The following is a 12,104-nucleotide window of genomic DNA, read 5'->3' on the forward strand; positions in this document are numbered from 1 at the left end:
ATGTGAGTTTTCACGGCGCGGTACGACCCCGAGTCGCGAGGCCGGGTAAAGGAGGACTTTCATGACTGACCCATCCACATCATCATCTTCCGGATTCTCCGGGGCCACGGAGTCCGCTGTGCTGGGATACGCCGGCTCGGTGGACGCCGATTCGGGCGTCGGCGGCGGACTGCCCGTCGTATGGCACGTGATCGTCGACATTCCGTTCACCGGAAAGCCGTTCCGCAGCACCGGCCTGACGCTTGAGGCCGCCGCCACCGATCTGGAGGAGCGTGTCAAGCGCGCCCGAATCGCCCAGCGCGTGCTTGCCGCACTGCGCGAGTTCAGTCCTGCCGGAGAGGAAGGCGACGACTGGCAGACATCGCTCTCGTGGAAGGGCATCCGTGCGGAACGCGACGGCGCGGCGTTTGAGCAGCTCGAACAGCAACTGCTTGATGCGGGATTCACCGCCGAGGATTTTGCCATCCGTGTGGAATACGCCCGGTCGTGGGGAATGCTCTGAGCTCCCGGTTCACGAATCGTCGAATATCACGCAAAAAAGGGTTTTCGCGGGTGGTATCTGACGATTCGTGAATTAACGGCCGATAAGCTCCACCGCCCGCCGTAACACATCGTCCGATTCCGGCACGATTACGTTTCCGCCATTTTTACGAATAATGTCCGCGGTGCTGGGGCCCAGCGCGTAATACGTGGGATACGTCGAAAAACGCTCCGGAATTTTCCCGATGATCGCCTGCAACCGCCTATACGCCGACGGGCTGGTGATTAGAATGCGGTCGATAGGTCGGATCGCACCGGCTCCGATGGCCGTAATCGCCGCCTGTTCCAACGCATCATTCCATACGTTCTCATAGATCCGGATCCGTGGAATCTCCTCGGGGATCCGGTCGTTCGGCACGCGCAGGTCGCCGCACAGCAGCGCCATGCGCGCACGGGGCAGCGTCGCCAGCAGCCGTACGAGCCCCTGCTGGTTCTCCTCATCCGGCACCAGCACATGCGGCAGACCGTACCGTTCGGCCTGAGCCGCCATCTTCCGGCTCAGCACCACGACGGTCGCCAACCAGTTCAGATGCCGATACTGTTCCAGATACCGAGACAGTGCGAAACCGCTGGTGATGATGAGATAGTCACTGCTCGCGATGATGCGCAGTGAAGCCTCGTCCGGCACGGTGGGCCGCAATCGACGCAGCGGAAGGTATATGACTCCGCCGACGGATTGGGCGGCCTCGTCGAGCCGACGTCGCGAATCCTCATCGATACGGTCCTTCGGATACGTGATCAGTACGGTCATGCCATCCTCCTTGCCGGATTATGCCGGACGGGCGTCTACCATTCGCCCCGGTCGATGCGCGAGGCCACGTCCTTCGCGAAATACGTGATGATGAGATTCGCTCCGGCGCGTTTGATGCCGGTCAGCGTCTCCTTCACGATACGTCGTTCATCCACCCACCCGTTCGCCGACGCCGCCTTGACCATGGCGTATTCGCCGGAGACATTGTAGGCGACCAGCGGCAGGTCGCTGGCGTTGCGCACGTCGCGCACGATGTCGAGAAACGCCATCGCCGGCTTGACCATGAGAAAGTCCGCGCCCTCGCGTTCGTCGCTGGCGGCCTCGCGTAGCGCCTCAAGCCGGTTCGCCGGATCCATCTGATATCCGCTACGGTCCCCAAACTGCGGTGCGCCGTCGGCGGCGTCACGGAACGGGCCATAGAAACTCGACGCATACTTAACCGAGTAAGACATGATTGGAACGTTGATAAATCCAGCCTTATCGAGACCTTCACGAATGGCGGCCACATATCCATCCATCGCGTTCGACGGCGCGATGATATCGGCACCGGCCTTCGCCTGGCTGACGGCGATACGAACGATGTAATCCAATGATTCGTCGTTCAGCACCTCGCCGTCGCGCACGATGCCGCAATGGCCCGTGGACGTATACTCGCACATGCAGTCGTCGGCGATCACCACAAGATTCGGGTAGGAGGCCTTTATCCTGCGGATCGCCCGTTGCACGATGCCATCGTCATTCCACGCATCGGAGCCGACGTCGTCCTTATGATCGGGGATGCCGAAGACGATGATTGCCCTGATGCCAAGGTCGACGATGGTTTTGATTTCCGTGAGCAATGAACCAATGCCATAGCGGTTGATGCCGGGCATCGATGGAATCGGCTCGGTGCCATCGATTGTGGCGTCGACGAACACCGGCATGATGAGGTCGTCCTTCGTCACCTCGGTCTCGTGGACCAGAGCGCGCAGCGCGGCGCTCGACCGTAGACGGCGATGACGAGTGAAAGTCAATGTCATATGAATCCCCCTGATGTTGTCCGAATTCCAAGAATATGCGCCCGGCGGCATGTTCGCTTGGCGGGGAATCGGATCTCCTATATCGGTTAGTTATGACGGGCGATATATCGCAATGGATGATTACGGTCTGACGGCGTGGACGCCCGTGCCTGACGGTTTGGTCGTTTGCGCGGGGTTTGATTATGGTCGTTATGGTCTGATTGTTGGAATATGGCGACGACGGATAGATCGTCGGAATGGCCGCCTCATCGCGACCGGAGGGAGACGTAATGGGTGAACGACGGGGATTGGTGTCGTTGGTGGGTGCCGGGCCGGGCGACCCGGAACTGCTGACGCTGCGCGGCAGGCGACGGTTGGAGGAGGCCGACGTCATCGTATACGACCGGCTGGTGAATCCGGAACTGCTGGAGTTCGCGCGTGATGATGCGGAACGTATCGACGTCGGCAAGTCGGCGCATCATCATCCCGTAAAGCAGCGGGAGATCAACAATCTGCTGGCCAGGCTCGCGCGTGAAGGCAAGCGTGTGGTGCGGCTGAAATCCGGCGACCCGTTCGTGTTCGGGCGGGGCGGCGAGGAGCGGACATATCTGCGAGGGCTGGGGGTTGACGTGGAAGTGGTGCCGGGCATCACCAGCGCCATCGCCGGGCCGGCCGCGGTGGGCATCCCCGTGACGCATCGCGATTTCGCATCGAGCTTCCATGTGATCGCGGGGCATCGCAAACGGGCCGGGCATGAACTCGACTGGGACAACATCGCGCATATGGAGGGTACGCTCGTGTTCCTCATGGGCATGGAATCGCTGGGGCGCATCGTCGGGGAACTGCTGGGCAACGGCAAGCCGGCCGATACGCCGATCGCGGTGATCCAGTGGGCGACGCGCGAGAACCAGCGGGCGGTGAAATCGGATCTGCTGGGGATCCGGGAGGCGGTGGCCGAAGCCGGATTGGGTGCGCCGGCGCTGATTGTGGTGGGCGGCGTGGCGTCGCTGCTTGATGACGGTGATGATGGTGGTTGCGGTGATGGCGGCGGTCGCGATGATGGTGAAGGCGGCGTGGGCTGATGGGGGACGGGTCTTCGCTGCCGGAGCATCCGTATCCGGTGACCGTGGATGTGCGCGGACGGCTGGCCGTGGTGGTGGGAGGCGGCGCCGTGGCGGCGCGCAAGATCGGCACATTGCTGCGCTGCGGGGCGCGGGTGGTGGTGATCGGTCCGGAGCTGGATGCCCGCATCGACCGGAACCACGTGGATTGGTGGGAAAAGCTCTACAAGTCTGGGGATATCTCGGTTTTTGCGCCGGACATGCCGTTCATCGTGCTGGCGTGCACCGACGACGACGGCGTGAATGCGCGAATCGTGGATGATGCGCGTGCCGCCGGCGTCCCGCTGATCAACAACGTCGGCGACCCGGCGCAGTCGAGTTTCTTCAACGTGGCCGTGGTCGAAACCGAAGAATGCCTGTTCACCGTTTCCACGCGTGGCCGTGATCCGGGGATGGCCAGACGGCTCAAGCAGCGGTTACTGCGGTGGCTTCAGGGCGAGGTGGGTGCCTGACGTTTGTCTGGCTGCGCCCCGCCGCTCCTCCTCCCCGTGTTGGACTTCGGTCCCCGTGTTGGACTTTGGGCTGTGTGTTGGACTTTGGTCTACGTGTTGGGTCGTAAAAAACGGGATTGGCTTGTTTCCAACGATTGTGTTCCCATCACGTAGCGGTAAGTCCAGCACGTAACGACGAGTCCGTCACGTAGCGGTAAGTCCGGCACGCAGGTCAGAGTCCGGCACGCAGGGTGAAGTCCAGCACGCCGTGGGAGGAGATGAGGGAATCGGCGGCGCGCTTGCCGAGATGGTCGCCGACCGTGCCGACGAGATGACGGGTGAAGCAACGTCGCCCATCCGCCGACGCCACCAGCCCATCAAATGTTATGCGATTACGTTCGCAACGGGCATACGCGCCTATGGGGAATGTGCAGCTGCCGCCGAGCGCGATCATGAACTCGCGTTCCGCCTGCACGGCGGCACGTGTGGCGGCATCGTCGATGGCGGCGAGCATGGTCAGAGTCGTTTCGTCGTCGTCTCGGCATTCCACGGCCATTGCGCCCTGACCCGCCGCCGGCAGAATCACGCCCCGCAGCGAAGTCCGATGATATCCGCTTAAATCCGGGCGTAGGCGATTCAAGCCGGCTTCGGCGAGAATCACGCCATCAAGATGCTCGGTGTCGATTTTCCGCAACCGCGTCTCCACGTTGCCGCGGATCGGTACGATGACCACGTCCGGGCGTAATCGCAGAATCTGCGCCTGACGACGCAAACTATTCGTGCCGATGCGGGCACTGGTCGGCAAATCATCGATGCCGTCGAATGGTTCCTTGGAAATCAGGCAATCGAATGGGGAATCCCGCTTGGGGAAACATCCCAAGGCGAGCGATTCCGGCAGGACGGGCTGCACGTCCTTGAGACTGTGGGCGGCGAAATCGATGGTGCCGTCCAGCAGTTCCCGTTCGATCTCCTTGACGAACACGCCTTTGCCACCGATTTTCTGCAGACTGGAATCGAGGTCGCGATCGCCTTGGGTGACTATGGGCTTGACGACGAACTCGCAGTCGGGATGTCGTTTTTTCAGCGCGTCGATGATGATTTCGGTCTGGCGCAGCGCCAGCCGGCTTTTGCGGGTCCCGACCCGGAATACGTGTGTCATGCATGCTCCTCGTTCAAGCGTGCCCACTATAGCATTCGCATGCGTGACGGGAGGCCGTGCGGTTATAGGGAAAAGTTATGGATGATGGGATGTGGTGATGATGGGATGAGATGGTGATGATGGGATGTGGTGATGATGGGGCAAGATGCGTTGGCGTGATGTTGCTGTATTGGGTGTTGACCCCCTCAGTCGGCTTTGCCGACAGCTCCCCCTGTCAGGGGGAGCCGATTGGTGAGGGGGGTTGGTTGGTGAGAGCGGACGGTTGGTGAGTTGGGTTGCTGGCTCCCCTCCCGACGGAGGGGAGCTGTCGAGCGTGGCGAGACTGAGGGGAGTGTGTGCTGGTATTGCGGTCTTTTGTTGATGGCTGGGCAAATGCGGTGTGTTGTTGACCCCCTCAGTCGGCGTTGCCGACAGCTACCCCTGTCAGGGGGAGCCGATTGGTGAGAGGGGCCGGTTGGTGAGGGGGATTTGGTACCTCGTCTCCGCTCGCTGTCGCTACTTCAGCAGCAGCCAGACGGTGGCGTCCTGCGGCAGGCGGCCATCGGCCAGCGGTGCGGAGACGAGCTTGATTTCACCGTCGGGCAGATCGAGCGGCTTCTCTCCGAAGTTGGTGATGCTGGCGAACCGGCGGCCATCAGAGGCAGGCCGTGTGTAGGCGATCGCCACTCCGGCGTCCACCTCCTCGTCCAGCCACGCCAGCCCGGTATCTCCGGTGGGGGTGAGCAGCTCCTGCCGCAGTCGCAGCGCCGCACGATACAGGTTCAGCATGGAACCCTCGTCCGCGTTCTCCGCATCGGCCGCGAAATCCTTGAACCACAGCGGTTGCGGCAGATGCGGCTCAACGCCGGACCCGGCCGGCGAGAACCCGAACGATCCGGTCTCGCCGTCCCCGAACTTCCACAGGCTGGCATTGCGGCCATCCGCATTGCTGTCGTCGCCGCTGCCGATTTTCTCATCGCTCCACGCAGCCATGCGCGGCTCGTCCGCGGCGGTCCAGGGTAGCGGCACGCGGCAGCCGTCGCGCCCCTTCACGGCGAACTGGTGTCGGCTCGTACGCGAATACGGGTCCTCCAGCCGATCCCATGGAATGTTCGCCACCTCGAACAATCCCAGCTCCTCGCCCTGATAGATGTAGGCCGCGCCCGGCAATCCCAGTTCCATCAGCGCCGCCGCCCGCGCACGCCGTGTGCCAAGCGCGCGGTCCTCGTCCACCAGATCGCCGTCGCGCAGCAGCCACGCCTCGACCAGCTGATGATACGCATGCGTCTTCAGCTGCGGCAGCGCATAGCGGCTCGCCGACCGCGGCACGTCATGGTTGTTCATCACCCACGTGGTCGTCGACCCCGATCGTTCGGCCGAGGCCAGCCCCTCTTCGATGGCCTCGCGCATGGCAGCGCGATCCCAATCCGCCTTGGCGAACTCGAAATTGAACACCTGCCCCAGCTCGTCCGGCGAGGCATACAGCGCCTGATGCTCCGGCGCGATCCACGCCTCGGCCACGGCGAACCTCGGCGGATCATATTCGTTGAACACCTTGCGCCATTCGCGGTAGATGTCGTGCACTTCGGCGCGGTCGAACAGCGGGTTGTCGCCGTTCGGATTGAACTGGTCGAGCGTGGACCAGTGCCCCAGCTCCTCCAGCGGCTTCGAGTCCAGATCCTTCGCCATGCCGTGCGCCACGTCCACGCGGAACCCGTCCGTGCCATGGTCCGACCAGAATCGCAGCGTCTTCAGGAATTCCGCGTGCACTTCCGGGTTCTTCCAGTTCAGATCCGGCTGTTGTTTGGCGAACAGGTGCAGATACCATTGCCCGTCGTCCACGCGCTCCCACGCCGGCCCGCCGAAGATCGACTCCCAGTCGTTCGGCGGGATCTCGCCGTGTTCGCCGCGTCCCTCGCGGAAGATGTAGCGCTCGCGGGCCTCCGATCCCCGCCCTGCGGCCAGCGCCTCCTGGAACCATACGTGCTTGTCGGCCGTATGGTTCGGCACGATGTCGACTACCACTTTGATGCCGGCCGTATGGGCGGCGTCCACCATCGAGTCGAAGTCGTCCATCGTGCCGAGCCGCGGGTCGACGTTCCGGTAGTCGATGACGTCGTATCCGCCGTCATGCAGTTCGGATGGATAGAACGGCGACAGCCATATGGCGTCGACGCCGAGTTCGCGCAGGTAGTCCATGCGGTCGGTCACTCCGGCGATGTCGCCGAGCCCGTCGCCGTTCATGTCTTTGAAACTGCGTGGATAGACCTGGTAGACCACGGCCTGCTTCCACCAGTCGGCGTGTTCGTTGTTCTTCGTCATCGAAATCCCCTTTCGTCGTTGTCCCATCCGATGGTCGCGTGTGCCGATACTGACGTCGACGTCGCAAGTACTGGCCGCGATATTAGGCGTTCGGTATGCGTCGAATATTTCTAAATATTGAATTTGAACGTTCTAACAATAACGCTGGGGAAGGACGTTGCCCGGAGGACGCCGCTGATTACATGGAGAACGGCTCGTAATAGATGTCGTTGACGTCCACGCCGCGCGCCAGCAGGATTCGACGTACGGCGACCAGCATCGCGTGCGGTCCCGCGACCAGATATATGGCGCCGGGACGTATCATCGGCGCAAGCAACTGTTCGTCGGGACGATGCGTGCTCAACCGCACGTGCACGTTGCTGTTCCGCTCCCCGAAGGCGACGAGCTCCTGACGGTAGATGAAATCGCGTTCGCTGCGGGCCGTGTATAGAAAGTCGATCGAACGGCCGGAACCGGCGTATCCCGTCAATACGCCGATCAGCGGCGTGATGCCGATGCCGCCGCCGACGAGAACCAGCGGGGTCGCCGCATCGCCCGTTCCCCTGCCCCGTTCGTCATGTTCGCGGATGAATTCCGAATACCGGCCGTACGGCGGCACGATGTTCACCGCGGTGTTCGGCTTGAGCGTCGCCAACCGTGTGGTGAAATCGCCGTCCGCGCGTATGGCGAACGTCATCGGCGGGCGATTGCCCTGCTGCACGTTTGACTGTACGTTTGCGCCGTCGCCCCCGCTGTATGAATTCGTCAATGAAAACGGATGGTATTCATGCATGCCGCGTTCCCCGGGGAACGCGATGAACGCGAAATCCCCCGGATTCCAACGGACGTTTCGTGCGCTTTCCCCGTCGAGCCCCACCGTGAGCTCCGTGACCCGGTCGGCGATCGGTCGTGCCGAAACGACGTGCCCCCGCAAAGCGTAGAAGCGTCGGCTGATGACATTCCATAGGTAATAGGCGAACATCGCAATCGTCGCCGCATCGAACAGAAAGATGAACGGCTTGATCGCGGCGATGTAGTCGATCACATGGACGTGGATGACGATGATGGCGATGCCCAGCAGGTTCAGACGATGCAGCCATACGCTCATCTCATGGCGGAATACGCGCTCCAGCGTTCGTTTGACGCGTGCGAGCCATGCCACTCGGCTGGTGAGCCATCCCGCCAGAAACACCATCGACCACGCCGCCACCGCGATGAACAGATACAATCCCACGTGGCCGGTCAGTCCGATCAGTGCGCCCGCTCCCGGCAGCAGCGACTGGTGGATGAATGCCACGACGATGGCCGATACGGCCAGAATGCCGTGGATCATATACATATGCGGCAGTCCTACCGTTCTGTCCACCCAGCGGGGGCGGCATGCCAGATACACGGAGGCCAGCATCCACGTATATGCCACTACGCCGAGTTCGATGCCGAACAATTCGTTGGAATACAAGGAGGGAAGGCCGGTGGCCAGCGTGACGAGGAACGGCAGCGGCACGACGAACAGTGCGACCGCCCATGCCAGTGTGATTGATATATTAATGTGTTTCATATGAATCCTTTTGGGAGGGGAATCCGATTACGGAAACAAGGGAATCATCGTCGGCGTGATATTCGGGGTAGCGCGCCAGAATCGCCTGTACATTCGGGGCGGCATGGGTGGCGAGAATGCTGCGGAACCGCTGCTCGCCGGCGATGATGGCGGTCGTCGCCCACATGTCGGCGAACACGAGACGGTCATGGATGATGGTCGCCTGCGCAAGGTCATGCGAACGTCGTGTGATGTGTTCGCCGCGTTTGGCGGTCCCCGACGTGGCGATCGCGCCGTCACGCAGGGATATGGTACGGATGGTGGACGGCTGCGATGTCGTGTGCGGTGTGGGGCGGCCTTGCCGCGGATTGGTTGTTCCCGCTTTCGTGCGGCCGATTCCGCCGGCGAGCGGGTTCTCGATGCCGATGCGCCAGACGAAATCACTGTCGTCATGCACTGCGGTCCGGATGTCGCCGCCTCCGCCCAATGCGGCCGCGGCGCAGCGTCCATCACGCACCAGCGGCATAAGGAACCGTTGGTGCGCCCGCTCGATGGCCCACCCCTTGACGATGCCAGTCGGATCGTAGACGCCATTGTGCATCGGATCGAAGCATCCGTCGGTAAGTCGCTTCGCCTGATGGCAGAGCGCGTAGATTTCCGCGAAATCCCGGTCGTGCAGCAACGCCGACCAATCGCCGGCACGTGCCTTGGCAACGAGCGAGTCGTTGAGGAACGGGGAGAAGCGGGTCTCGACGTCATGAAGGCATTTCCCGATGAGCGTGATGGCCTCGTCGGCGATTGCGGCGAGAGCATGAGATGATTGCTGTGGCCCGGCTACGATCTGCATGGTGAACGGCACGGTCATCGCATGGATGACTCGGGCCTGGATGACGGCTTGGATGGCTGGTCCGCGTGTTGGCGTCATCGTTGATTCAGAGCCTGGTTGATGGCATCCTGCAAGGAGTTCGCGAACGCCGTGGAGGGTTCGGTGGCGCCGCTGACGAATTGGATGTCGGAACTTTGCGCGCTGATCGCCCGGTCGGCGAGTTCGGGGATGGCCTGCGCGCTGATGGCCTGCGAACGATCGGTGTGATTCGGATAGCTGATCGCGTTGATTGCGGTGATCTTGCCGTCCTTGACCGTGACCTGCAGCTGCACCTCGCCGTATTCGTTCGGGGATGCGACGCTGGTGTATGTGCCGTCGGCGAGTGTGGACGCCGTCGTGCCGGAGCCACTTGAGTCGTTCGAGCCCTCCGAGCCGGAATCCGTGTCCGGCGACGATTCGCTCGAATCGCCAGGCGAGGTGGACGCGCCAAGCGTCGTCCCGGACGCAGTGGATTGGCCTTGCGTCTGATGAGGCTTGACGAACAGCAGGAAGGCGTCGCCGATGATGGCGAGGCCGGCGATGACGGTCACCGCCGCGCGCGTTATGGTCGCGTTCATGAGGGTCCCCCTAATGACATCATGACATCGATCGTCGGTGTCGAGCGTAAAAACGGTCACTGGGCGATTCCTGCGTCAAAGCCGGGAATTTGCTGAAAATGAAGGGGTTGGCGGAAAGAATGTGATGCATATCATATGATGCCACGCATTCCGAGCGGGGTACGTTCGGCATGAATTCCGGCGTTTGATAATCGCTGATAAGCAGCGTCTATACGGCGTGCGGCGATTTTCCGCCCGTCGGCGGACCGATGGACGGCATAATGACGATATCCATGACGCGCGCCGGGGGAGAGGCGTGCGCCGAAACGCCGAACGCATCCCGCGGACGACGGCAATGCACGCCGCATCGTGGGGATGGGACTGAAAGGACTCCGCCGTGGGGAACGCCACCAATACGCATGACGCCAACGCCGACCAGACCAACGCCAACGCAAAGCGACAGATTCATTTCAACGGTTTCGTCAAGGACTGCGTGGGCCACCAGTCATCCGGCATGTGGCGCTACCCCGGCGACCGTTCGACCGAATACAACGACATCGACCATTGGGTCGAACTCGCGCGGCTGTTCGAGCGGGGGCGTTTCGACGCGATGTTCATCGCCGACCTCGTCGGATACTTCGACGTCTACGGAGGCAGCGTGGACTCCGCGCTGCGCACCGCATCCCAGCTGCCGATCAACGACCCGACCACGCTGGTCTCGGCGATGGCTGCCTCGACGCGCAATCTCGGCTTCGGCGTGACCGCAGGCGTCTTCTACGAGCACCCGTACACGTTCGCGCGGCGCATGAGCTCGCTCGACCATCTGACGAAAGGCCGCGTGGGCTGGAACGTGGTGACCGGCTACCTGCCGTCCGCGTTGCGCAACATGGGCCAGGAGGACATCCCCCACGACCGGCGCTACGACTACGCCGACGAATACCTCGACGTGCTGTACAAGCTGTGGGAAGGCTCGTGGGAGGACGACGCCGTGGTGAAGGACAAGGCGCACGACGTGTACGCCGATCCGACGAAGGTGCATGAGATCAACCACCACGGCAGGTTCTTCGACGTGCCGGGCATCCACCTGTGCGAGCCTTCGCCCCAGCGCACCCCGGTGATCTTCCAGGCCGGCACCTCGCCTCGCGGCATCCGGTTCGCCGCCGAGAACGCCGAGGCCATCTTCGTGACCGGCCCCACACCGGAGCTGGTCGCTCCGCAGGTAAGGCAGGTACGCGACTCGCTGGAGGCCGCGGGTCGGGGCCGCTACGACGCGCGCGTGCTCATGATGCTCACCGTGATCACCGGCAACACCGAGCAGGAGGCGTGGGACAAGTACCACGACTACGAACGCTACGCCTCCACCGAAGGCGCGCTCACCCTGTATTCCGGCTGGATCGGCACCGACCTGTCGAAATACGACCTCGACCAGCCGCTCGACGACATCGACTCCAACGCCATCCAGTCCACCGCCGCCAACATGCAGAAGGTGAAGGGCGACGACGGCCGGCGTTGGACGGTGCGCGACATCGCCGTCCGACGCGCGATCGGCGGCAACAGCCCGGTGATCGTGGGCTCCGGCGAACAGGTGGCCGACGAGTTGCAGCGTATCGTCGAGCTCACCGACGTGGACGGCTTCAACCTGGCGTATGTGACCAACCCCGGCACGTTCGAGGACATCATCGACTACGTCGTGCCGATCCTGCAGGAGCGCGGCGTCTACCAGACCGACTACGCGCCCGGCACGCTGCGCAACAAGCTGTTCGGCAAGGGCGATCACCTCAACCCGAACCACCGCGGCTACCAGTACAAGGTGTCGAAGTAGCGCCCAAACGCCGAAAACCCTAGTGGTGAGGCGCTGCCATGCC

General features: G+C 62.5%; 11 protein-coding genes. 4 read left to right on the forward strand and 7 right to left on the reverse strand.

Features of this window, described 5'->3' with window-relative positions; genetic code table 11:
• Positions 1 to 61 precede the first annotated feature (61 nt).
• Positions 62 to 502 carry a hypothetical protein gene (locus tag DF200_RS06540; protein ID WP_109137483.1) on the forward strand — a complete coding sequence of 147 codons (441 nt, stop codon included), beginning with the start codon at positions 62 to 64 and terminating at the stop codon, positions 500 to 502.
• 72 nt (positions 503 to 574) lie between these two features.
• On the opposite strand, the gene DF200_RS06545 is transcribed toward DF200_RS06540, so the two are convergent.
• Together DF200_RS06545 and hemB are read right to left on the reverse strand one after the other, a co-directional pair.
• A complete protein-coding gene (locus DF200_RS06545) occupies positions 575 to 1,291 on the reverse strand; it encodes a uroporphyrinogen-III synthase (protein ID WP_109137484.1) in 717 nt (238 codons plus the stop codon).
• A 35-nt stretch (positions 1,292 to 1,326) separates the two neighbouring features.
• Positions 1,327 to 2,310: a porphobilinogen synthase gene (gene hemB / locus DF200_RS06550; protein WP_109137485.1), complete on the reverse strand. Its 984-nt coding sequence runs from the start codon at positions 2,308 to 2,310 to the stop codon at positions 1,327 to 1,329.
• A 269-nt stretch (positions 2,311 to 2,579) separates the two neighbouring features.
• On the opposite strand from hemB, the gene cobA reads away from it, so the two are divergent.
• Together cobA and DF200_RS06560 are read left to right on the forward strand one after the other, a co-directional pair.
• Complete coding sequence (gene cobA, locus DF200_RS06555; RefSeq protein WP_109137486.1) at positions 2,580 to 3,371, forward strand: uroporphyrinogen-III C-methyltransferase; 792 nt, start codon at positions 2,580 to 2,582, stop codon at positions 3,369 to 3,371.
• A complete protein-coding gene (locus tag DF200_RS06560) occupies positions 3,371 to 3,862 on the forward strand; it encodes a precorrin-2 dehydrogenase/sirohydrochlorin ferrochelatase family protein (RefSeq protein WP_109137487.1) in 492 nt (163 codons plus the stop codon). The genes cobA and DF200_RS06560 overlap by 1 nt, the downstream gene beginning before the upstream one ends.
• A gap of 211 nt (positions 3,863 to 4,073) precedes the next feature.
• On the opposite strand, the gene hemC is transcribed toward DF200_RS06560, so the two are convergent.
• The 5 genes from hemC to DF200_RS06585 all read right to left on the reverse strand — a co-directional run bounded on the left by hemC (position 4,074) and on the right by DF200_RS06585 (position 10,260).
• Positions 4,074 to 5,000 (reverse strand): hydroxymethylbilane synthase, encoded by a 927-nt coding sequence (gene hemC / locus DF200_RS06565; protein WP_109137488.1) that lies wholly within the window; start codon positions 4,998 to 5,000, stop codon positions 4,074 to 4,076.
• A 495-nt stretch (positions 5,001 to 5,495) separates the two neighbouring features.
• Positions 5,496 to 7,301: a glycoside hydrolase family 13 protein gene (locus tag DF200_RS06570; RefSeq protein ID WP_109137489.1), complete on the reverse strand. Its 1,806-nt coding sequence runs from the start codon at positions 7,299 to 7,301 to the stop codon at positions 5,496 to 5,498.
• Between the two features lie 178 nt (positions 7,302 to 7,479).
• Positions 7,480 to 8,838 carry a ferric reductase-like transmembrane domain-containing protein gene (locus tag DF200_RS06575; RefSeq protein WP_109137490.1) on the reverse strand — a complete coding sequence of 453 codons (1,359 nt, stop codon included), beginning with the start codon at positions 8,836 to 8,838 and terminating at the stop codon, positions 7,480 to 7,482.
• The gene (locus tag DF200_RS06580; RefSeq protein WP_109137491.1) at positions 8,825 to 9,742 is read right to left on the reverse strand and encodes an FAD:protein FMN transferase; all 918 of its coding nucleotides are present in this window, start codon (positions 9,740 to 9,742) and stop codon (positions 8,825 to 8,827) included. Before DF200_RS06580 ends, DF200_RS06575 begins: the two co-directional genes overlap by 14 nt.
• A complete protein-coding gene (locus tag DF200_RS06585; protein WP_109137492.1) occupies positions 9,739 to 10,260 on the reverse strand; it encodes an FMN-binding protein in 522 nt (173 codons plus the stop codon). The genes DF200_RS06580 and DF200_RS06585 overlap by 4 nt, the downstream gene beginning before the upstream one ends.
• 376 nt (positions 10,261 to 10,636) lie before the next feature.
• Between DF200_RS06585 and DF200_RS06590 the strand changes: the two genes are divergently transcribed.
• A complete protein-coding gene (locus tag DF200_RS06590) occupies positions 10,637 to 12,061 on the forward strand; it encodes an LLM class flavin-dependent oxidoreductase (protein WP_206603421.1) in 1,425 nt (474 codons plus the stop codon).
• Positions 12,062 to 12,104 lie beyond the last annotated feature (43 nt).

The organism is Bifidobacterium catulorum (assembly GCF_003129925.1).
GTDB lineage: Bacteria > Actinomycetota > Actinomycetes > Actinomycetales > Bifidobacteriaceae > Galliscardovia > Galliscardovia catulorum.